A 20,378-nucleotide genomic window follows, 5' to 3' on the forward strand; every position below is an offset into this window, starting at 1 on the left:
TTCGTGATGCGTGATCCTGGAAGCCGTCGGACACGTGTCGACCACCGGACGGTTGCCACGCTACCATTCAGCGGTACGACTTTCCCATTCAGTGGGTAAGATTCTTCGGCAGGTGAACCTCGAAGCACCCCGACAACGATGTGAGGACCGATGGACGAGAGCAGGACCCAGGCCGCAGCCCTGGCCGAAGCCGCCGCGCACAGTGCGCAGACCCCCTACGACGACGCTGAGCGATCACGCCGGATGCGGAAGGTCATCTGGGCCGCGGGGGCCGGACACTTCGTCGAATGGTTCGACTTCGGTCTGTACGGCACGCTCGCGACGGTCATCAGCCTCAACTTCTTCCAGCAGGGCAACACCCAGGCGGCGCTGCTGTCCGCGTTCGCCGTCTTCGGCGCCGGCTTCGTGATGCGTCCGCTCGGTGGCCTCTTCTGGGGCTCGCTCGGCGACCGCATCGGGCGCAAGACGGTCCTCGCGACGGTGATCCTCGTGACCTCCGGGGCGACGGTCGTGATGGGTCTGCTACCGACGTTCGACCTCATCGGCCTCTGGGCGCCGATCCTGCTCGTGATCGTGCGGCTCGTGCAGGGCTTCGCCGCCGGCGGCGAGAGCTCCGGCGCCACCACGCTCCTCGCCGAGTACGCCCCGTCCAACCGACGCGGCTTCGTGACGAGCTTCATCGACGTGTTCGGCTTCGCGGCCTTCGTGGTCGGCGCAGGTCTCGTCCTCCTCTTCACCTCCACACTCGGCACGGACGCCCTCAACGAGTGGGGGTGGCGTGCGCTCTTCTTCCTCGCCCTGCCACTCGGCCTCGCAGGCCTCTACCTGCGGAACAAGCTCGAAGACACCCCGGAGTTCCAAGCGATCCAAGCGAAGGGGGCCGTCTCGAAGTCACCGCTGCGCACGTCGTTGCGGACCTCCTGGAAGGCGCTGCTCTTCTGCGTCGGCTTCGTCGTCATCAAGGCGGTCGGCCACTGGATCCTGCAGACCTTCATGCCGTCGTACCTGCAGACCGACCTCGGCTACTCGCAGCCGCTCAGCTACGGGGTCACGGTGCTCGGGCTGCTCGCGATCGCGATCCTCGTACCCTTCATGGGCCTGCTGAGCGACCGCATCGGACGGAAGCCCGTGATGATCGCCGGTTGCGTCGGGTTCCTGGTGTTGACGTATCCGACGCTCATGCTCATGAGCGCGGGCAACTTCGCCGCCGCGGCCGTCGCGATGGTGATCCTCGGCGTCTTCATGGCGGCGTACGACGGTGCGTCGAGTGCTGCGATGGCCGAGCTGTTCCCGACCAGCATCCGTTACGGCTCGATGGCGATCGCGTACAACCTGTCGGTCGCCGTGTTCGGTGGGATCACGCCCTACTTCGCGACATTCCTGATCGCCTCGACCGGCAACCGGTTCGCCCCCGCGTTCTATGTGATGGCGGCCGCGCTCATCACGTTGATCGTCGTGCTGCGGGCCCGCGAGACGGCCAAGCTGCCGCTCCCGCGCTGAGCGACCCGGACGAACGCCGGCGTCGACCAGAGGGGTCGACGCCGGCGTTGTCGCGCAAGTCCGACTCAGCGGGCGAAGTCGCGGAGGTCGAGGTCGGGATCCTCGAGCACGTCCGAGGTCTCGATGGAGTCGCGCGGCTCGTAGGCCGTCGTGGACGGACGGATGTCGTCGAGGTAGCCCTGAAGGCGCGATTCGGCCTCACTGAAGTCCGGTACGTCCTGGTCCCAGGCGTGCGGTACGGACAGCACGTCGTTGCCGAGACCAATCACGAGCTGGGCTGATGCGTCTTCGACGTCGGAGTCCACGACGATCGGAATGGTGACCGCTTCAGCGCGTCCGCGCTTCGCGAGCTCCGCCGTCAGTTCGACCAGCAGGGCCGCGACCTCGTCGGTCGTCACAACGTTCTCACCCGCGTATGTAATGCATCGCATGCATCAACCCTGCCGGATCAGGCCTGGAACCTCAGGCCCCTTGACACCCGGTGGGGCCGGATGACTAGGCAGCTCCGAGGCCGGACTCGGTCGAGGACGACCGGCGGCGGCTGGTCCGCCACGCTCGCCACGCTCCCGTCGACCAGAGCGCCCAGACGACGAGAAGCGGTTGGAACACCAGTCGAACACCGCGCGCGACGTCACTGTCGAGGCCGAAGGCGTCGGTGCCGCGGACGAACTGCTCGATGTTGCCGGGGAACACCGCGACGAAGAACGCGGCGATGATCCAGCCGACGGCGACGCGGTACCGGGCGAGCAGGATCAGCGAGAGGCCGAGCAGGATCTCGACGACTCCCGACGCCACGACGACCACGTCGACCGGCAGGGGCAACCACTGCGGCACCTGGGCGACGAACGACTGCCGCGCGAACGTGAGGTGGCCGACGCCGGCGAAGACGAGGGCTGCTCCGAGGAGCCAGCGGGCGAGTGTGCGGACGAACTCCACGTCAGCTCACGGCCGTCACGGCGTACTTGAAGCCGCGGTGCGAGCCGACGAAGCCGAGTCGTTCGTAGAAGCGGTGGGCGTCGACTCGGGCCTCGTCGGAGGTCAACTGCACGATCGACGATCCGGTCGCGGGGGCGGCGACGTCCGTCACCCAGCGCATCATCGCCGTTCCGACGCCGCCGGATCGCAGCGCGGAGGAGACCCGCACGGCTTCGACGAGCAGTCGGGTGGAGCCACGCCGAGCCATCCCGGGGATCCGTGTCAGCTGCATCGTCGCGATGACGGCCTCCGCCGCGTCGACGACCAGCAGGATCTCGTTCGCCGGATCGTCGATGAGGTCCGCGAGCGCACGCTCATAGGCGGGGAGATCGCTCTCCTGGGCCTGGTCACCACGGGACGCGCTGATCGGGTCGTCGGCGAGGAGCGCCATCAGCGCGTCGAGGTCGGCGAGGGTGGCCCGGCGAAGCAGCAGTTCCTGTCCCGGCGTGGTGAGGGTGGTGGGGAGCGTGAGCGCGGCGATCATCGTTCCACCCTCTCACCTCTCGCTGGCAGCTCCTGCCACCGCGAGCGCGACCGACCGGAGTGCGTGCGCCCTCGTCGCCGCGTACGACTCCTCCAGCACGGCCTCGAGCCCCGGGTACTCGGTGTGCCCGGCGGGGAGGACACTCAGCTCGAGGTCCTCGAGCGCGTTGGCGACGGCGAACTGCCCGGGTGGTGGCACGTGTCCGTCCCAGAGCGCGGCCTCCACCCGCACCGGCACGTGGACGAACCCCGCGGCCGTCGACGCGTCGAAGAACCGCAGGACCTCGCGCGCCTCGGGGTGCTCGGCGACGTGGTGTCGCACCCGCTCCCCGCTCCCCTCGCACGGCAGGCGCAGGCGCACGTCGTACTGACCGAAGCTCGGCACCACGAGCGTCGCTCCGACGAAGCGGTCGTCCCACGGCAGGGCGAGCGCGCCGATCCCACCGCCGAAGCTCTCACCGACGAAGTAGAGCGGGAGCGGTCCGACGACGTCGAGCAGCGCCGACGCCGCGTGCCAGAGGTCGACAGCACAGCGGCCGAGCGCGTACCGCTCGACGCTGTCGATGCCGAACAGGACGTGTCCGTCCTCCGGCGTCGGTGCCCCGAGTCCGGTGTTGAAGACGCCCTGACCGCGCGCGATCGGGAAGATGACGGCGGCGTCATCGGGGACGCGGGACCAGTCCGGTGCGTCGCGTCCGCCGTAGCCGTGCCCGTGCACCATCCCGAAGCGCGCCTGCCCGTCCGCCGGCGTCGCGAGCCATCCACGGAGGCGGAGGCCGTCGGCGACCGTGTGCTCGACGACGAAGACCTCGTGCGCACCCTGTCGGCCGATCGGGGTCAAGACGGGATCCGGAGACACCTCACGTGCCGCCGCGTACCACCCGCGCCACAGCTCCTCGAATCCAGCCGGCGGCACGACCGGTTCGACCGCCAGGAGCCCCTCGAGGTCATAGCCGTAGGTGCCGTCCCGCACCTCGTCGCCGAACCAGTCCCGATGTCGTCCCTCACGCATGCGTTGTCCGCCTCCGTCTCGTCGTCGTGGATCGCCGGTGCCGAGGTTCGCCGTGCGCGCGTGCCAGACTGGCAACCGGGTCGAAGGAGGACGCTGTGCTCGGTGCGGAACGCAGATCGCAGATCATGTCGGAGGTGCGCCGCAACGGTGCGGCGAGCGTCGTCGACCTCGCGACCGCACTCGGCGTCAGCGAGATGACCGTGCGACGCGACATCGAGCAACTCGCGACGGAGGGCCTCGTCGACCGCGTCCGTGGTGGCGCCACCACGCCCAGACTGCCCGACCGTGCCGAGCTGGGCTTTCCCAACCAGGCACGCCGACTGCTCGCCGAGAAGCGCGCCATCGCCCGACGCGCGGCCATCCTCGTCGAGCCCGGCATGTCGGTCGGCCTGTCCGGCGGGACCACCACCTGGGCCCTCGCGCAGGAGCTGCGAGCCATCCCGGAGCTCACCATCGTCACGAACTCCCTCCCGGTGGCCGACGTGTTCGCGCGGCCCGACCGCGCCGACGAGCCGTACACCCAGACGGTCGTGCTGACCGGCGGCGTCCGTACCCCCTCGGACGCCCTGGTCGGCCCGGTCGCCGTGCGCGCGATCGAGTCCCTGCACTGCGACGTCGTCTTCCTCGGCGTCCGCGGGATCGACCTGCAGGCGGGGCTGACGACCTCGAACCTCCTCGAGGCCGAGACCAACCGGGCGTTCGTCGGCGCCGGGCGTCGCTCCGTGGTCCTCGCCGACCACTCGAAGTGGGGCGCCGTCGGACTGACGACGATCGTCGACCTCCGCGAGGTGGACCACCTCGTGATGGACGACGACGTGGCCGAGGACGTCGAGACCACGCTCCGCGCGCAGTTCGGCGAGGTCTGGCTCGCGCCGGTCGCCTCCGCTTCCGCTTCCGCCGACGACGACCGCATCGACGCCTGACCGCGACACCTCCAGCACCCCGCCACGGCGGAGCGCCGGCCTGTCCTCCCGCTCATGGACCTCAGCGTGCCGTGCTGTCCCGCACGACGATCCGTGCGTCGACGACCACGTGCCGGACCGGCGTGTCGGCACCGGGCGGGGCGGCGATCTGGCGTTCGAGCTCGGTGAAGGCCGCGCGCACGATCGCGTCGTAGTCGGGAGCGACCGTCGTGAGCGACGGGGTCGAGAACTGGGCGGCGTGGACGTCGTCGATGCCGATCACCGCGACCTCCTCGGGCACCCGCCGGCCGGCTTCGTGGAGGGCCGCGAGCACACCGAAGGCGATCGAGTCGTTGGAGCAGACGACGCCGTCGAGCTCGACGCCCTCGGCGGTCATCCGACGCATCACGCGGCGTCCCTCCTCGGGGGTGAACGCGTCGACGTGCCCGATCAGCGACGGCTCCTGCGCGAGCCCGAGCCGCGCGACCACGTCCCGATACCCGGCGTACCGCTGATCCGCCGCGTCGGACGGCCGTTCGTCCCTGGGTCCGACGAACGCGATGCGGGAGCAGCCGGCCTCGGCGAGGTGCGTCGTCGCGGCGTCGGCGGCCGCCCGGTTGTCGATGGAGATGTGCGTGAACGGGCTCACTTGGATGTGCTCGCCGAGGAGCACCAGGGGCCCCGGGGAGGTCCGCCGCGTGAGGTCGCCGACCGTCAACGAGCGGGGGATGTGGATGAGTCCGTCCGTGAGCGGCAGGCCGACCCCGTTGGCGATGTCGACCTCGCGGTCGTGGTCGCCCTCCGTGTGCTGGATGAGGATCGACAGTCCACGCTCGTCGGCGCCGCGGACGAGGAGCGTCGTGAGCTCCGCGAAGTACGGTTCGTCGAGGTTCGGGACGGCGAGCGCCACCATGCCCGTGCGCGAACGGCGCGGTACCGGTGCCGACCGCTGAGAGCCGAAGGCGGCGTCCGACATGGTGCTGCTCCTCACTGCTGACCGGGTGGATCCCGGCCGCTCGGGACCGTTGCGGTCCCGACTGAGCACAACGCTATCCCGGGACATCGTCGTTCCTCGCGGATTCGGTGGCCGGTGCCTCGATCGCCTCGATCTCGAAGACCCGCGCGACGTCGGTCGCCGAGGCGGACGGGTCGGTGATGAGCAGGCGCACCGCGTCGACGACCAGTCCGTCCACGGGCGCGGTGACGGTGCCTGCGGTGTTGTCGTCGAACCGTCCGACCTCGACCCAGGCACCACCCGTCCGGACCTCGATGGTGAAGTCACGGAGCACCGAATCGGTCGAGACTCCCCCGGCGTAGCCGCTCTTGACCCTGACCTCGGCGAGCGCCGTCGGGGTCTGCCAGGCGGCCGTGATCGTGGGTGCCGTGTCGCCGACCGCGGAGATCCAGCGACTCGCGTCCGTGCACACGCCGTCGACGGCGAGTGCCCCGCCGGTGTCGGCGCGCAGCGCGGAGGAGGCCGTCACCGTGGCTCCGAGCGCGACGTTCGTCCCGCCGAGGTCGCCTCGGAGTCCGGACACGATGTCGGCGAGCGTCGTGCCGCCGGTCTCCGCGGCCGTGCCGCGGGAGATCGAGGCCCAGCGCAGGGTCCCGCGCGTGGTCTCGCTGACCGGTGCCGTCAGATAGAGGACGTCGGTCCCGCTCGTGGTCTCCGCTCGCAGGCGCTGTGGGCCGGACTCCGGATCACCCACGACGCGAGCCGACCAGGTCGAGCCGGCTCCCCCTCGCTCCAGCCGGACCACCTGGCTGCGGTTCTCGCCGCAGACCTGCACGGCGAGGACCGCGTAGACGCGGTCGACCCCGCCGGCGCTCGTCGTGTCGATCGCGGCGACGGTCGAGACGCCGGAACCGAGCGCGGAGGCGTCGATGAGCGACTCGTCATTCCAGGCACCGCCGTCCCACGAGGTGTATCGCACGTCGTATGCGGTCTCGTCGGCTTCGACGAACCGGTAGACGATCCCCGCGAGCGCCGTGCCATCGAGGGCGAGTTTCGCGGTCTGCAGCGCCGGCGTGTAGCTGCCGATGGCCTCACCGGCACCGAAGGGGCGCCAGACGACGGATCCCGGGGTGGTCGGGGTGATCGGTCCGGTGAGCGCTGTCCCCGCGACGTCGGCGAAGGAACCGTCGGACGGGTCGTACGTCGCGTACGACCCGAGGTGCCGCGCCGGGTCCGCCGGGAATGGGCCCCATTCCCACAGCACGTGGACGCGGCCGTCGGCGTCCACCTCGAGGTCGTCGGGATAGAAGGAGTAGCCGGTCGCTGCGGCGACCGCCGCTTCGCGTTCCCAGACACCGGTGTCGAGGTCGTACCGATAGAGCCGCCCCTCACGTCGTCCTTGTGCGTCCGTCCCGACGCGCACGAGTACCCAGGCGTCGCCGTCCGGCCCGCGCGCCGTCACCGGATAGGTGATCGCCGCGTCGAGGTCGGGCATGGACGACGTCGTCTCCACGAGCGAGGTGACGTCGCCGGGTGCACTGGACCGGAACACGTTCCACTGCGCGTTGTGCATCGACACGAAGGCGTGGATGATGCCGTCGCCGTCGACCACGATCGACGGCTGGTTGTGACCGTTGTCGTCGGTGAAGGTCACGCAGGCACCGCTGGCCGTCGAGCGCAGGCACCCTTCGGTCCATGTCCCGTCCGCGCCCCGCGAGGCCAGGTGCACCTCGTGCTTGGAAGCGGTGGACGCCGGCGCGTTGAAGGCGAAGTAGGAGACACCGTCGACGACGTCGAGCGGTCGCCACCAGCCGGCCTGGTTCGACGTGTCGACGGTGACGGGCACGGTCTCGACCGAGTCGGTCACCGTACTCGCACCCTCGTCGCTCCGCACTGGTCCTCCTGGAGCGGCGACCGCCGGCGCCGTCACCCCCAGCGCGAGGACCGTGAGTGCGGCCGCGGCGAGCGCGCGGACCGTGTTCGATGAGCTGCGTCGCATGGTTCTCCCGGTGCCGGTCACGATCGTCCGATCCGCGGCTCAGCCGACGAGCTTCTGCGCGGCTGCCCCGGCGGCCTTCATGGCTTCAGCGGGCTTCTCCTGGCCGACGAGGACCGCCTGCACCTTCTCCGCGATCTTCGTCTCGATCTGCGAGTACTGGACGAACTTCCAGAAGGGGTTCGTCGAGCTCGTCTTGGTGATCCGGTCGCTGAAGTTCGTGGCGAACGAGTCGTTCTTCACGGCGTCGGAGTTGAGCGCGTCCTCGGTCGCCGGCGGCAGACCACGGGCAGCGAAGTCCTCGAGCACGGTCTCCGGGTCGGACGTGACCCACTGGGCGAAGTCCGCTGCGGTGCCGGCGGCCGGACCGTCGACCACGGCGAGCGCCCCGCCCCACACGAGCGCACGGGGCGTGTCCCCCTGCTTGAGGACCGGCCGGGAGACCGGCTGCAGCTTGCTCGCGAAGTCGGGGTCGGGTGACTCGCCGGTCACCGCGCTCCGTCCGACGATCGCGTCGTCGTAGATCGCGGTGCGGCCCTGCGCGAAGAGGGAGCGTGCGTCGAAGCGGTCGACGTCTGCTGCGATGAGGCCCTGGTCGTACAGGCTCTTGTACCAGGTGACCGCCTCGATGCTGGCGTCATCGCCGATCGTCACGGTGTCCCCGTCGACCAGGGGGCTGCCGAAGGTCTGCATCCAGATGAGGATGTCCTTCAGCTGCGCGGCCTTCGTCGACGCCGCGTAGGGGATCATGCCGTTGCCGAGGCCCTTGAGCTGCTTGAGTGAGCCCTCGAACTCGTCGATCGTCGTGGGGAACTCGCCGATGCCGGCCTGGTCGAGGATCGCCTGGTTGGTGACGAGGCCGATCGCGCCGATCGTCCACGGGAGGCCGTACTGCACGCCGTCGAACGTCGCGGCCGTGAGTCCGGCCTTCGTGTATCCGCGTCCCTCGGTCAGCCCGGACACGTCCTGCAGCTTGCCGAGGCTCGCGAGGGAACCCAGCCACGCGACATCGACGTGGGCGACTCCTGAGAACTGACCGCCGCGGACCTGCAGCATGAGCTGGTTGATGTACTCGTTGTAGGGGAAGGACACCTCACCGACGTCGATCTTGGCCTTGCCCTCGTACTTCTGCAGGAGGCTCTGGATGGCGGGTGCCGAAGCCTTCTCGGTGAGCGACCAGCTCGCGAAGTCGAAGTCGGTCGCTGTGCCGCCGGCGGTCGCCTTCGGGATGGATCCCGCTCCGGGCGCGGCACCGGTGGGCGCACATCCGGCGAGGGTGGCTGCGGCGACGCCGATGCCGAGGAACTGCAGGGCACGGCGGCGGGTGATGACGGTCTGCTGTGCGGCGGTGGCGAAGGACGGGGTGGTGTGGGACATGGCTCCTCCTCGAGCGTGATCCTGGTGGGACGTGTCTGGGTTGGTGGAACGGATTGTGGGGAGACCGGCGGCGGGCCGGTTCGGTGTGCTGCGCTCAGCCCTTCACGGCACCGGCGGTCAGTCCGCCGACGAGGTGACGCTGCAGGGCCATGAACGCGATCGCCACGGGTAGGGAGACGACGAGGGACGCGGCCATGAGCTCGGGCCAAGCCGTGGCCGCCTCACCGACGAAGGTGTTCACGAGGCCGGGCGGGAGGGTCTGCTTGTCGGGTCCCGCCAGCGTGAGCGCGAAGATGAAGTCGTTCCACCCGCGGACGAAGGCGAACAGGCCCGCGGCGACCAGGCCGGGTGCGGACAGCGGCAGCACGATGGAGTGGATGATCCGCAGTCGGGACGCCCCGTCGACGCGAGCCGCCTCGATGAGTTCGTCCGGGATCGTGTCGAAGAACCCCTTCAGCATCCAGACGCACAGCGGCAGGGTGAACGTCGTGAACGAGAGCACCAGCGCCGCGTAGGTGTTGAGGAGCCCGTAGGCACTGAACACCGAGTACAGGGTGATCAGCAGCAGCGCCTGGGGGAACATCTGCGAGGCGAGCACGAAGTACATGAGTGATCGACGCCCGCGGTAGCGGAACTTCGAGAACGAGTAGCCCATGTAGGCCGAGACGATCACGGACAGCAGGGCGGTGATGACGGACACGATGATGCTGTTCCGCAGGTAACCGAACAGGTCCGGGTTCGATGCGAGCGCGGTGTAGGCCTCGAAGCTGATCTCCGTGGGGAAGAGCTTCGGTGGGTAGGAGAAGACCTGGGCTCGCGGGGTCAGCGAGGTGGCCAGCAACCAGTACACCGGCAGCAGCCCGAAGCCGCCGCAGACGATCACCGCGACCCAAGCGCTGATCCGGACCGCCCGGCTCTCCGAGCGGAAGAGCGACGGTCGGCGTCGCAGCGTGCCGAGCTCGGTCGCGACGAACGGCGGTTGCGGGTCCGGTGTGGTGTCCTGCGGTGCAAGCGGGGCGGTGGAGACGCTCATTTCTGCTCGCCTTTCTCCGAGAATCGGACGTAGACGACGACGAGCGCCATCAGGAGGATGAGCCAGAGCAGCCCGAGGGCGCCCGCGTGGCCGAGGTCGAAGCCGCGGAAGGCGGTCTCGTAGACGGCGGTGGCGAAGGTCTGGGTGCTCCCAGCCGGACCGCCGCCCGTCAGGACGTAGATGATGTCGAAGTGCTGGAAGTTCCAGATGAACTCGAGCAGCAGGACGAGGCCGATGATGCCCTTGAGCTGCGGGACCGTGATCGAGAAGAAGCGTCGGATGGTCCCGGCGCCGTCCATCTCGGCCGCCTCATGGAGTTCCTGTGGCACGGTCTGCAGGCCGGCGAGCAGCATGACCATGATCCAGGGGAAGGACTGCCAGGTCTTCGCGACGATCACCGCGAACATGGCCGTCTGCGGTTGGGCGAGCCAGGCCTGCGCGTCGACCCCGAACAGGCCGAGGACGGCGTTCGCCACCCCGTAGTTCGCGTTGAAGATCCACATCCAGAGGAACGACACGACGACACCCGGAACGAGCCAGGGGATCAGCATGAGTCCGCGCAGCATCTTGGCACCGCGGATGCGCGTGTTGAGCGCGAGGGCGAGCGCGAAGCCGATGATGAAGGGGGCGATGGTCGTCCCGAGGGTGAAGACCATGGTCTGCCCGAGCAGCTTGAGGAAGTCACCCTGGAGCACGTCGATGATGTTCTGGAATCCGACGAACTCGCGTCCGGGGACGACCAGGCTCTGCTTGAAGAACGCCGTGACGAGCGCGGTCAGCAGCGGATAGGCGACGACCGCCACCAGGAGCGCGAGCCCCGGGAGGACGAGGACGAACGCGAACATCCCGTCCGGCATCCGTCTTGGTTTGTTCGAAACTGTATCTAACTGTGAAGTCGTCATACTCACATCCTTGTGAGGAGCATTCCGCTGCATGCGGGGCTTCCTGGGGCGGCGGCGCTCTTATCAGCGGCCAAGTGTTGTTCAGCATGCCCGGTGTCCGCGTGACAGGTCAACGCGCGGTGGTCACGGTTCAATAACGGACTGTTCGTACTTGATTGAAACTGTCTCTTAAGAGCGTCCGTCCGCTGCCGGAGTGGACATGGGAGAGTTGATGGGTGAACTACGACCTCAGCGCTCCTGCTCGCCGCGACATCAAAGGCCTCACGGCCGCCATCGAGTCGGCCGAGGACGCTGCTTCACTGCAAGCGCGTCTGAGCGTGCCCCGCTACGGCGTGTTCGACCTCGTCGGCCGGGCCCGCCGCTCGCCGATCATCGGCGGACTCCTCCTGGCCGGCACGGCACTCGATCAGAACGGCAAGCCGACGAAGCCGTTGCAGGTGCTCGAGACGATCCCCGAGCTCGACCCCGTCGACCCCGACGCCGGTGCTGTCGCCGCTCAGCTCGCCGAGCTCTCACACGGCGACCTCGTCACGGTGCGGTTCTCCGATGGCGCTTACGGCGACTTCGGAGTGACCGGCATCGCCGTCTGGTCGGTCCCCGGCACCACCTTCCTCGTGGGCGGCTGGCTCATCGGTTCCGCGGGTGCGCCGGCGCCCCGGGTCACCGAGCTCGTCCGTCTCGCACCCGTCGGCGACCACCCGTGGCCCGTCCCGGCCCAGATCACCGTCGTCGGCGAGGACATCGGCATCGACTGACCGCGCTTCGTTCGCCCAAACATGGGCGAACGAGCACACATTCGCCCGAAGATGGGCGAACGAACCGACACACCGGAGGCGCTGGGGGGGGCGAACCGATGAGCAGGACCGTCCGCGAGGTCGTCTCGGCCGGGATGATGTGCCTCCCGCTGGCAGTGGGGATCGTCACTGCTTGGACCGTTCTCCCGACCGTACCCCCGACGCTCGACGTCCACGTCGACCGGAGCGGAGTGGTCGACGGCACCGCGCCGACCTGGCTCATGGTCGCAGTCCCGCTCGTGCTGTCCGTAGTCGCCGCGATACTCGGCCTCGCCGGGCTCCGCGAGTCGTGGCAGGCGAACCGTCGGGTGCAGCGAGCTCTGGCCGGAGGAGCAGCCGTGCTGGGTCTCGTCGTCTGGATGTGGTCGGTGGAGTTCACCCGATTGGCCGGCACGGGAGCCGACCTGGTCGCGCTGCCGGTCGTCCTCTCGATGTTCGGCGCGATGTTCTGGGGCGTCCTCTGCTTGGTCGTCACCCCGCCCGATCTCCTCGCGGACTGAACCCGGGCATGGGCACCACTGCCCATTCACCGCTCGAGACGCTCGACCTACGCTCGTGGGGTCCGAGCAGTCGACCGAGAGGAACATCATGACCACACGAACGATGCGCAACAGGATCACCATCGCGGGGGCCGTCCTCGGTCTCGCCATCGCCGGCTCCGTCGGCGGGGTCGCCACCGCCACACCAGCCGAAGCAGCCGGCCAGTGCGTCGACTACCAGTACTCCATCGGCGGCGACGGCGGGTGCGTCGCCAACATCCAGACGCTCCTCAACGCCTTCGGACCGAGGATCCCCGGTGGTGTGTCCAACCTGGAGGTCGACGGTCAGTTCGGCGAGCAGACCCGGGCGGCCGTCGTGGCCTTCCAGACGTACTGGGGCATGCAGGTCGATGGCGTCGTGGGCGCCGAGACCTGGAACATCCTCTGCGGGCCGCATATGGGCCCCGGCCCGATCTCGTGGTACCCGTACGACGCGGCTCGCGCCTCCGGCTGCAACATCTGACCAGACCCGCACGACGACACTCCCTCGCCCAGGTTCGGGCGAGGGAGTTCTCGTTCGCCCGGGGACGGGCGGACGAACGCGACGGCTACTCCGCGTCGAGGGTGAAGAGCTGCGCCTGCTCGGGAGCGAGGAGCGGCATCGCGATCCCGACCTCAGCCAGCGCGCGGCCGGTGAGCACGACCGAGCCCTCGGTCAGCCACACCGGCGGCACGTCCTGGATCGACCGGGCGGGCGCGCCGAGGTCGAGCGGGCGGACCCGATAGCGACGCTCGGGATCGAGGCCGGGCACGCGAAGTGGCGCGGGGATCGCCGTCAGCGGTGCGGCGAGCGCCACCTGCGCGACGATCGCGGACGAGCGGTCCTGGGCGATCACCCCGTGCGCGTGCAGTGCCGGGTCGGCGCTGTCCATGCGGACGACCTCGCCCGCGTGCAGCAGCGGGCGGAGGCGTTTGTAGTGCGCGATCCATGCCGAGATCAGCTCGAGTTCCGACTCGCTCGCCTCGTTGAGGTTCCACTCGATGCCAGCGCTCCCGAAGAGGGCTGTGGCCAGGCGGAACGCGAGGTCCGAGGTGCGCCAGGTGGTGTGCGAGCGCGCCGCACCGAGGTGACCGCCGAGGTACTCCGGTGGGATCACGAGCCCCGTATAGCGCTGAATCGACTGCCGCTCGAGCGGGTCGTTCGTGTCGCTCGTCCACACCCGCTCGACCCGTTCGAGGATGCCGAGGTCGATCCTCGCGCCACCTGACGCGCACGACTCGATGTCGACACCGGGGTGCAGGGCACGCACCTCGTCGAGCAGTCGGTAGAGCGCCGTCGTCTGCCGGTGCGCCGAGCCGCCGAGGAGGTCGCGGTTGTGGTCCCACTTGAGGAACGCGATGTCGTACTCGGTCAGCAACGCGTCGAGTCGGCCGAGGAGGTAGGCGAAGGCGTCCGGGTTGTCCAGGTCGAGCACCCGTTGGAAGCGCCAGCTCGGAGCGTCTGGATGCCCGAGGACCCAATCGGGATGCGTGCGCGCGAGCTCCGAGTCGGGGTTCACCATCTCCGGCTCGACCCACAGTCCGAAGTCCATGCCGGCACCGGTCACCGCGTCGATGAGTGGCGACAGCCCGCCCGCCCAGCGTTCCGGGTCGACGAACCAGTCGCCCAGCGCACGGCGGTCGTCCGTGCGGCCGGTGAACCAGCCGTCGTCGAGGACGAACCGCTCGACGCCGACGCGCTTCGCCTGCTCGACGAGGGTGAGCAGTGTCGGCAGGTCGTGGTCGAAGTACACGGCCTCCCAGGTGTTCAGCACCACCGGGCGGGGCTTCGTGATCGTGCTCCACGAGCGGGCCCAGGGGTGCAGTCGCGCGGAGACGCCGTCGAGACCCGCGTCGGAGTAGACGGCGACCGTCCACGGCGACTCGTAGGTCTCCCCCGGCGCTAGCGTGACTTCGCCGGGTGCGAGGAGTTCACCGGAGCCGGTGACCACGGGGCCGAGTGGCGAGCGCTCGCTCCAGATCACCTTGTCGCCGCTCCACGCGAGGTGCGTCGCCCACACCTCGCCGCTGCGGAAGTCGAAGCCTGGTGCGCCCGTGACGGACAGGAACGCGTCGTCGTGACCGGGTCGTCCGTGACGGTGCTCGCGCGTCCAGGCACCCTGCCCGAGGCGGTGGCGCTGCGGCGTGCGCTCGTGCGTCCAGAGACCGGTGAAGTCGAGGAGTTCGGTGGCGCGGTCGGGAACCGGGAGCACGACGGCGAGGGCGTCGACGGCGAGTGGTCGGTCGACCTCGGCGTCGTTCCGCACGGTGTGCCGGACGCGGAGCACGCCCTGGGGGGTCAACTCGATCGTCGAGACGATCGCCACCGCGGCACGCTCGTCGGACGTCGTCAGGACCAGCGAGGTGTCGGTGGCCTGCTGGTCGATCAGCCGCAGCGCGAGCAGGTTCGACGCATCGGTTCCGCCCGGCCGGTGCACGCCGACACCCGGGCGGCCGCTCCAACCGTCGAACACGGTGGGCAGGAGGCTGAGACGCGGCGGGGCGTCGATGGAGGAGGGCGGGATCGCCGGCGTCAGCCCGTGGGCGAGGGCGATGAGGGAGTCGGCGGCGAGTTCGCCGACATCGGCTCCCCAGTGAAGGATGGTGGGCACCTTCGTGCCGCGGGCGTCGACGATCAGGCTGACGCCCGCGGCACGAAGGTGGTGGATCACTGTTCTGTTACTCCTTGACGGGGATGGACTGCGCCTTCAGGGCGTCGATCGTCGCGGACTGGCCCTTGGTGAGGGCGTCGAGCAGGGTTCCGTCACCGGAGACCGCAGCCTTGAAGCCGTCGGACACGTCGTTGTACGTCTGCGTCATCGTCGGACCCCAGGCGAAGTCCTCAGACACCTCGGAGGAAGCCTCCGCGAAGACATCGTAGATCGGCTGGCCGCCGTAGAAGTCGACGCCCTCCTTGAGGACGGGCAGGTTCAGGCCCTCCTTCGTCGCCGGGTAGATGTTGGCGCTCTTGTTGAGCATGGTGAGCGCCTCATCGGAGGTGTTCAGCCACAGCGCGAACTTCGACGCCTCATAGGGGTGCTTGGAACCGGTGAAGACGGCGGTCGAGGAACCGCCCCAGTTGCCAGCCGCGGAGTCGCCGGCCTCCCACTGCGGAGCCTTCGCGACGGCCCACTTGCCGGCGGTGTCGGGAGCGCCCGACGCGATGGAGTTCGCGCCCCAGACGGCGGAGTTCCAGGTCCAGGCGGCGCTGGAGTTGTAGGCGTTGTCCCACTCGGTCGTCCAGGTGGGGACGGTCGAGACGAGGTCCTCGTCGATCAGGTCCTGCCAGTAGTCGGCGACCTTCTTGGAGGCGGGGTCGGTCAGGTCGACGGTCCAGTCGGAGCCGTCGTTGTTGAACCAGCTGCCGCCGGCCTGCCATACGAAGCCTGCGAACTGGTTGATGTCGCCCTGCGAGAAGTTCGTGATGTACGCACCGGTGGCGCGGACCTGCTTGGCGGCCTCCTTGTACTCGGCCCACGTCGTCGGGATGGCGATCCCGTTCTGCTCGAACAGGTCGGCGCGGTAGAACATGGCCATCGGGCCGGAGTCCTGCGGGACGGCGTAGACCGAGTCGGACTCACCGAGCGAGACCTGACCCCAGGTCCAGTCGACGAAGTCGTCCTTGGCGGCCATGACGTCGTCGCACGCACCGAGGTCCATGAGGCCGTTCTGCACGCGGAAGTTCGGCAGGGCGTCGTACTCGATCTGGCCGAGGTCGGGGGCGTTGCCGGCCTTCAGCTGGTTGAAGAAGTTCTGGTAGGTACCGCTGTTGCCGTTCGGGCCGGTCTGGACCTTGACCTGGATGTCGGGGTTCTCCTTGTTCCAGACGTCGACGACCTCTTCGATGCCGGGGATCCAGGAGGTGAAGCTGAGGTCGACCTTGCCCTCGGCCGGGGCGCAGGAGGCAGCAGCACTGCCGCCCTCCGACCCGGTGGAGGAGCAGCCGCTCAGGACGACGGCCGACAGCACCGCTGCGGCGACCGCTGTTCTCTTGAGGTTCATAGCGAATCCGTTCTTCTGTGAATGGTGCGGGATGGGTGTTGGTGCGGGATGGAGAGGAGTGTCAGCTCGTCGGTCCGACTACTTCACGGCGCCGGCACCGAGGCCGGAGCGCCAGAACCGCTGGAGCAGGAGGAAGGTGATGACGAGCGGGATGATCGACAGGAATGCGCCGACGAGGACGTAGAGGCGCAGTTCGGGGATCTGGTTGACCTGCGAGTTCCAGGAGTAGAGCCCGAGGGTGACCGGGAACAGGGCTTCGTCGCGCAGCATGATGAGCGGCAGGAAGAAGTTGTTCCAGATGGCGACGAACTGGAAGAGGAACACGGTGACGAGCGCCGGGAACATGAGTCGCACGGAGATGGTGAAGAAGGTCCGGATCTCACCGGCGCCGTCGAGACGCGAGGCCTCGAGGAGTTCCTCGGGCACGCTCGACGCCGCGAAGATCCGCGTCAGGTAGACACCGAAGGGGCTCACCAACGAGGGCAGGAAGACCGCCCAGAACGTGTTCGTGAGGCCCACCTGGCTGAAGATGAGGAACAGCGGGAGCGCGAGCGCGGTCGCGGGGACGAGCACACCGCCGAGGACGACGTTGAAGATCAGGTCGCGTCCCGGGAACCGGTACTTCGCGAGGGCGTAGCCGCACATGGCCGCGAAGAGCGTGCCGAGCAGTGCGCCGAGGCCGGCGTACAGGACCGAGTTCAGCATCCACTTGAGGTAGACGCCGTCGCGGTAGGCGACGAGCTGGCCGATGTTCTCGAACAGGTTGAAGTCCGCGAACCAGAGCGGAGTCGAGTTGCCGAACTGCGCTGACGACTTCGTCGAGGCGATGAACAGCCACCAGATGGGGATGAGGAAGTAGAGCGTGAAGACGAGCATCACGATGAGCGCGCCGGCGCGCGACAGGCGGCTCTCCTGCGGGCCGCGGCCGGTGGACAGGATGGCGGTCATTTGCCTTCCTTTCGCTGCGTGAACTTCAGGAACCCGAAGGAGAGGACGAAGGTCGCCAACGCGAGCACGACCGAGAAGGCGGCTGCGAGGTTCACGTTCGGGATGGACGAGGTGGTGTAGACGGTGAGGTTCGGGGTGAAGGTGCTGCTGACGGCCGAGCTGAAGGTGCGGAACACCTGCGGCTCGGCGAGGAGCTGCAGCGTGCCGATGATCGAGAAGATCGCCGTGAGTACGATCGCCGGCATCACGAGCGGGATCTTGATCGACCAGGCGATGCGCGCCTGACCGGCGCCGTCGAGCCGGGCGGCCTCGTAGATCTCGGTGGGGATGGAGAGCAGCGAGGAGTAGATGATGAGCATGTTGTAGCCGACGAACACCCAGGTGACGACGTTCGCGATGGCCCAGAGCACGAGGTCGGCCGAGAGGAAGTCCACGCTCTGCGTGACCGCGGTGAACGGCGACAGGTTCGGCGAGTAGAGGAAGCCCCACATGATGGCGGCGATCACGCCGGGCACCGCGTACGGGACGAAGAACGCGAGGCGGAAGAACCGTTTGCCCCGCAGGAGCGGCGAGTCGAGTAGCAGTGCGAAGAGGAGCGCGAGCCCGAGCATCACCGGCACCTGGACGACGCCGAACAGGAGCACCCGTCCGACGGACTGCCAGAACGGGCCGTTCTGGAAGACCTGCACGTACTGCGCCAGTCCGCCGAACACCTCCCGTGCTTGGCCGAAGGTGCCGTCACGCTCGATCACGAGCAGTGACTGGTAGACCGCGTACCCGATCGGCACGAGGTAGAACAGCGCGAACAGCACGGCGAACGGGACGATGAAGATGGCGATCGCCCGCTTGTGCTGCACCACCGCCTTCGGCAGCTTGGCCGCCCTCGGCGGGCGGACGGGCCGTGGCGACGTCGCCTCGGCCGTCTCGATGTTGACGCTCATCGCGTGCGGTCCTCTCTGATGACGCGCACGGCGCCGGCTGGCACGCGTGCGATGGAGTCGACGGGTTCGCCGGTGACGAGCTCGCGCCCGCTGGCCGGCAGCTCGACGTCGTTCGTCGAGTGGTTGATGAGGAAGAGGTAGCTCCGTCCCTCATCGGCGCGGCGGACGACCTCGAGGCCCGGCTGCTCCGGATCACCCTGCGGCAGCGCCCCGGCGCCCGCGGCTGCGTCGCGGAGCACCTCGTCGAGCGCGACGGCGTCCAGGTTCGTCGCGAGGTACCAGGCGTCGCCACCACCCGCGATGCGGTTGCGCGTGATGGCCGGGCGACCGGCCGACGGGCCGTCCGCGAAGGAGTCGACGACCTCGGCACCGCGGGCGCGGGTCCGCTCGGACCATGCCGTCGCGGTCCGGCCCGATGCGAGCGTCAGCACCTGGCCGGGGAGGACGGGAGCGAACTCCTCGACGTTGACGCCGAGCAGCTGGCGGAACGCACCGGGGTAGCCGCCGGGGCGGACCCGGTCCTCCTCGTCGGCGATCCCGCTGAAGAACGTGACGACGGCGTGCCCACCGGCCGCGACGAAGTCCGAGACGACCGCGGCCTCGCTGTCGCGCACCAGGTACAGGTTCGGGACGACGACGAGGCGGTAGGCGGAGAGGTCGGCGCCCGGACGCACGACGTCGACGGTGTGACCCAGACGACGCAGCGACGCGTGGACCGCGTGGACCTGCGAGAGGTGGTCGATCGCGTGGGTCGGGCGGCTCTCGCCGTCGGCCGCCCACCAGTTCTCCCAGGAGAAGAGGAGGGCGACATCGGCCTGGACGCGCGTGCCGGTGATCTCGTCGAGTCGGTCGAGCGTGCCGCCCAGCTCGACGACCTCGCGCCACACGTCGGAGTCGGTGCCCGCGTGCGGCAGCAGGGCCGAGTGGAACTTCTCCGAGCCTTGCAGCGACGCACGCCACTGGAAGAAGCAGATCGCCTCCGCGCCCTTCGCGACGTGCGTGAGGGAGTTCCGGGTCATCTCGCCCGGTGCCTTCGCGAGGTTCTGCGGCTGCCAGTTGACCGCACCGGTGGACTGCTCCATGAGCAACCACGCGCCGCCCCCGGCGAGACCGCGCGTGAGGTCACTCGCGAACGCGAGTTCGGCCGTGGGGTCCGCGAGGCGGTTGTCGAGGTAGTGGTCGTTGGCGACGACGTCCATCTCGGGCGCCCACTGCCAGTAGTCGAGGTTCCGGATGTGCGCGGTGACCATGAAGTTGGTCGTGACGGGCACCGAGCTGTGGCGGCGCAGGACCTCGAGCTCGGCCCGGTAGTAGCCGAGGAGCTCGTCGGAGGAGAAGCGGTGGAAGTCGATGACCTGGCTCGGGTTCCGGCTCGACAGGGTCAGGCGCGGCGGCAGGATCTCGGCGAAGTCGCTGTACTGCTGACTCCAGAACGACGTGCCCCACGCGGTGTTCAGACGCTCGATCGTCTCGTAGCGGGCGCGGAGCCAGCCCCGGAAGGCCTCGGCACTCTCGTCGTCGTAGCAGAGCGCGTTGTGGCAGCCGAGTTCGTTCGACACGTGCCAGAGCTCGACGGCGGGGTGTGCGCCGTAGCGGACGGCGACGCGCTCGACGAGTTCGAGGGCGTAGCGGCGGAAGACCGCAGACGACGGGCACCAGGCCTGGCGACCACCGGGGAAGCGCGTCGTCCCGTCCTCGGTCTCGGGGAGGATCTCCGGGTGCCGGAACGTCAGCCACGGTGGGGCCGATGCGGTGCCGGTCCCGAGGTTGACCCGGATGCCGGCCTCGTGGAGCAGGTCGAGGATCTCGTCGAGCCCGGCGAAGTCGAACTCCCCCGGCCGCGGCTCGAGGTGCGACCAGCCGAAGATGTTGAGGGCGACGAGGTCGACGCCCGCCTCCTGCATGAGCGCGACGTCTTCGCGCCAGACGGACCGATCCCACTGCTCGGGGTTGTAGTCGCAGCCGTAGGCGATGCCGTCGTGGCTGAACGTGGGGGTCGTGCTCATGGTGCCTTCCGCGATCTGTGAACGTGCACAGATC

The 20,378-nt window shown here is 69.0% G+C and carries 19 protein-coding genes; 5 read left to right on the forward strand and 14 right to left on the reverse strand.

Going from position 1 to position 20,378, the window contains the following annotated elements:
• Positions 1–150 precede the first annotated feature (150 nt).
• A complete protein-coding gene (locus tag ACZZZB_RS10130) occupies positions 151–1,500 on the forward strand; it encodes an MFS transporter (protein ID WP_159876580.1) in 1,350 nt (449 codons plus the stop codon).
• A 65-nt stretch (positions 1,501–1,565) separates the two neighbouring features.
• Here the strand turns inward: ACZZZB_RS10130 and ACZZZB_RS10135 are convergent, their stop codons facing one another.
• The 4 genes from ACZZZB_RS10135 to ACZZZB_RS10150 all read right to left on the reverse strand — a co-directional run bounded on the left by ACZZZB_RS10135 (position 1,566) and on the right by ACZZZB_RS10150 (position 3,970).
• Positions 1,566–1,931 carry a hypothetical protein gene (locus ACZZZB_RS10135; protein WP_192018882.1) on the reverse strand — a complete coding sequence of 122 codons (366 nt, stop codon included), beginning with the start codon at positions 1,929–1,931 and terminating at the stop codon, positions 1,566–1,568.
• A 64-nt stretch (positions 1,932–1,995) separates the two neighbouring features.
• Entirely contained in the window at positions 1,996–2,436 is a 441-nt protein-coding gene (locus ACZZZB_RS10140; RefSeq protein ID WP_463529608.1) for a DoxX family protein, read from the reverse strand.
• Position 2,437: 1 nt separating this feature from the next.
• Positions 2,438–2,959 carry a GNAT family N-acetyltransferase gene (locus ACZZZB_RS10145; RefSeq protein WP_463529609.1) on the reverse strand — a complete coding sequence of 174 codons (522 nt, stop codon included), beginning with the start codon at positions 2,957–2,959 and terminating at the stop codon, positions 2,438–2,440.
• 12 nt (positions 2,960–2,971) lie between these two features.
• The gene (locus ACZZZB_RS10150) at positions 2,972–3,970 is read right to left on the reverse strand and encodes an acetylxylan esterase (RefSeq protein WP_463529610.1); all 999 of its coding nucleotides are present in this window, start codon (positions 3,968–3,970) and stop codon (positions 2,972–2,974) included.
• Between the two features lie 95 nt (positions 3,971–4,065).
• On the opposite strand from ACZZZB_RS10150, the gene ACZZZB_RS10155 reads away from it, so the two are divergent.
• A complete protein-coding gene (locus tag ACZZZB_RS10155; RefSeq protein ID WP_202939568.1) occupies positions 4,066–4,893 on the forward strand; it encodes a DeoR/GlpR family DNA-binding transcription regulator in 828 nt (275 codons plus the stop codon).
• A gap of 61 nt (positions 4,894–4,954) precedes the next feature.
• On the opposite strand, the gene ACZZZB_RS10160 is transcribed toward ACZZZB_RS10155, so the two are convergent.
• The 5 genes from ACZZZB_RS10160 to ACZZZB_RS10180 all read right to left on the reverse strand — a co-directional run bounded on the left by ACZZZB_RS10160 (position 4,955) and on the right by ACZZZB_RS10180 (position 11,135).
• Positions 4,955–5,848 carry a LacI family DNA-binding transcriptional regulator gene (locus ACZZZB_RS10160; RefSeq protein ID WP_463529611.1) on the reverse strand — a complete coding sequence of 298 codons (894 nt, stop codon included), beginning with the start codon at positions 5,846–5,848 and terminating at the stop codon, positions 4,955–4,957.
• A 73-nt stretch (positions 5,849–5,921) separates the two neighbouring features.
• Positions 5,922–7,826, reverse strand: coding sequence for a BNR-4 repeat-containing protein (locus ACZZZB_RS10165; RefSeq protein ID WP_463529612.1), 1,905 nt, complete (start codon positions 7,824–7,826; stop codon positions 5,922–5,924).
• Between the two features lie 39 nt (positions 7,827–7,865).
• On the reverse strand, positions 7,866–9,200 hold the full coding sequence (locus ACZZZB_RS10170) for an ABC transporter substrate-binding protein (protein WP_192018876.1): 1,335 nt from the start codon (positions 9,198–9,200) through the stop codon (positions 7,866–7,868).
• Between the two features lie 94 nt (positions 9,201–9,294).
• The gene (locus ACZZZB_RS10175; protein ID WP_228501415.1) at positions 9,295–10,233 is read right to left on the reverse strand and encodes a carbohydrate ABC transporter permease; all 939 of its coding nucleotides are present in this window, start codon (positions 10,231–10,233) and stop codon (positions 9,295–9,297) included.
• Positions 10,230–11,135, reverse strand: coding sequence for a carbohydrate ABC transporter permease (locus tag ACZZZB_RS10180; RefSeq protein WP_228501413.1), 906 nt, complete (start codon positions 11,133–11,135; stop codon positions 10,230–10,232). Before ACZZZB_RS10180 ends, ACZZZB_RS10175 begins: the two co-directional genes overlap by 4 nt.
• Positions 11,136–11,350: 215 nt before the next feature.
• Between ACZZZB_RS10180 and ACZZZB_RS10185 the strand changes: the two genes are divergently transcribed.
• The 3 genes from ACZZZB_RS10185 to ACZZZB_RS10195 all read left to right on the forward strand — a co-directional run bounded on the left by ACZZZB_RS10185 (position 11,351) and on the right by ACZZZB_RS10195 (position 12,931).
• Positions 11,351–11,890, forward strand: coding sequence for a hypothetical protein (locus ACZZZB_RS10185; RefSeq protein ID WP_191939969.1), 540 nt, complete (start codon positions 11,351–11,353; stop codon positions 11,888–11,890).
• 98 nt (positions 11,891–11,988) lie between these two features.
• Positions 11,989–12,429, forward strand: a complete 441-nt coding sequence (locus tag ACZZZB_RS10190) for a hypothetical protein (RefSeq protein ID WP_463529613.1) — start codon at positions 11,989–11,991, stop codon at positions 12,427–12,429.
• An 88-nt stretch (positions 12,430–12,517) separates the two neighbouring features.
• A complete protein-coding gene (locus tag ACZZZB_RS10195) occupies positions 12,518–12,931 on the forward strand; it encodes a peptidoglycan-binding domain-containing protein (protein ID WP_463529614.1) in 414 nt (137 codons plus the stop codon).
• An 85-nt stretch (positions 12,932–13,016) separates the two neighbouring features.
• On the opposite strand, the gene ACZZZB_RS10200 is transcribed toward ACZZZB_RS10195, so the two are convergent.
• The 5 genes from ACZZZB_RS10200 to ACZZZB_RS10220 form a co-directional block, all read right to left on the reverse strand.
• Positions 13,017–15,119: an alpha-galactosidase gene (locus ACZZZB_RS10200; protein ID WP_463529615.1), complete on the reverse strand. Its 2,103-nt coding sequence runs from the start codon at positions 15,117–15,119 to the stop codon at positions 13,017–13,019.
• 7 nt (positions 15,120–15,126) lie between these two features.
• Positions 15,127–16,449 (reverse strand): ABC transporter substrate-binding protein, encoded by a 1,323-nt coding sequence (locus ACZZZB_RS10205; protein WP_463529616.1) that lies wholly within the window; start codon positions 16,447–16,449, stop codon positions 15,127–15,129.
• A 78-nt stretch (positions 16,450–16,527) separates the two neighbouring features.
• The gene (locus tag ACZZZB_RS10210; protein ID WP_426738971.1) at positions 16,528–17,397 is read right to left on the reverse strand and encodes a carbohydrate ABC transporter permease; all 870 of its coding nucleotides are present in this window, start codon (positions 17,395–17,397) and stop codon (positions 16,528–16,530) included.
• Complete coding sequence (locus ACZZZB_RS10215) at positions 17,394–18,338, reverse strand: carbohydrate ABC transporter permease (RefSeq protein ID WP_079704353.1); 945 nt, start codon at positions 18,336–18,338, stop codon at positions 17,394–17,396. The genes ACZZZB_RS10210 and ACZZZB_RS10215 overlap by 4 nt, the downstream gene beginning before the upstream one ends.
• A complete protein-coding gene (locus tag ACZZZB_RS10220; RefSeq protein ID WP_463529617.1) occupies positions 18,335–20,344 on the reverse strand; it encodes a beta-galactosidase in 2,010 nt (669 codons plus the stop codon). Before ACZZZB_RS10220 ends, ACZZZB_RS10215 begins: the two co-directional genes overlap by 4 nt.
• Positions 20,345–20,378: the final 34 nt, after the last annotated feature.

This window comes from Plantibacter sp. AC185, assembly GCF_979258065.1.

Coding starts and splice junctions, on each gene's coding strand:
- ACZZZB_RS10130 (WP_159876580.1), top strand. CDS start 151: ATGGACGAGAGCAGGACCCAGGCCGCAGCCCTGGCCGAAGCCGCCGCG.
- ACZZZB_RS10135 (WP_192018882.1), bottom strand. CDS start 1,931: ATGCGATGCATTACATACGCGGGTGAGAACGTTGTGACGACCGACGAG.
- ACZZZB_RS10145 (WP_463529609.1), bottom strand. CDS start 2,959: ATGATCGCCGCGCTCACGCTCCCCACCACCCTCACCACGCCGGGACAG.
- ACZZZB_RS10150 (WP_463529610.1), bottom strand. CDS start 3,970: ATGCGTGAGGGACGACATCGGGACTGGTTCGGCGACGAGGTGCGGGAC.
- ACZZZB_RS10160 (WP_463529611.1), bottom strand. CDS start 5,848: ATGTCGGACGCCGCCTTCGGCTCTCAGCGGTCGGCACCGGTACCGCGC.
- ACZZZB_RS10165 (WP_463529612.1), bottom strand. CDS start 7,826: ATGCGACGCAGCTCATCGAACACGGTCCGCGCGCTCGCCGCGGCCGCA.
- ACZZZB_RS10170 (WP_192018876.1), bottom strand. CDS start 9,200: ATGTCCCACACCACCCCGTCCTTCGCCACCGCCGCACAGCAGACCGTC.
- ACZZZB_RS10175 (WP_228501415.1), bottom strand. CDS start 10,233: ATGAGCGTCTCCACCGCCCCGCTTGCACCGCAGGACACCACACCGGAC.
- ACZZZB_RS10180 (WP_228501413.1), bottom strand. CDS start 11,135: ATGACGACTTCACAGTTAGATACAGTTTCGAACAAACCAAGACGGATG.
- ACZZZB_RS10190 (WP_463529613.1), top strand. CDS start 11,989: ATGAGCAGGACCGTCCGCGAGGTCGTCTCGGCCGGGATGATGTGCCTC.
- ACZZZB_RS10195 (WP_463529614.1), top strand. CDS start 12,518: ATGACCACACGAACGATGCGCAACAGGATCACCATCGCGGGGGCCGTC.
- ACZZZB_RS10205 (WP_463529616.1), bottom strand. CDS start 16,449: ATGAACCTCAAGAGAACAGCGGTCGCCGCAGCGGTGCTGTCGGCCGTC.
- ACZZZB_RS10210 (WP_426738971.1), bottom strand. CDS start 17,397: ATGACCGCCATCCTGTCCACCGGCCGCGGCCCGCAGGAGAGCCGCCTG.
- ACZZZB_RS10215 (WP_079704353.1), bottom strand. CDS start 18,338: ATGAGCGTCAACATCGAGACGGCCGAGGCGACGTCGCCACGGCCCGTC.
- ACZZZB_RS10220 (WP_463529617.1), bottom strand. CDS start 20,344: ATGAGCACGACCCCCACGTTCAGCCACGACGGCATCGCCTACGGCTGC.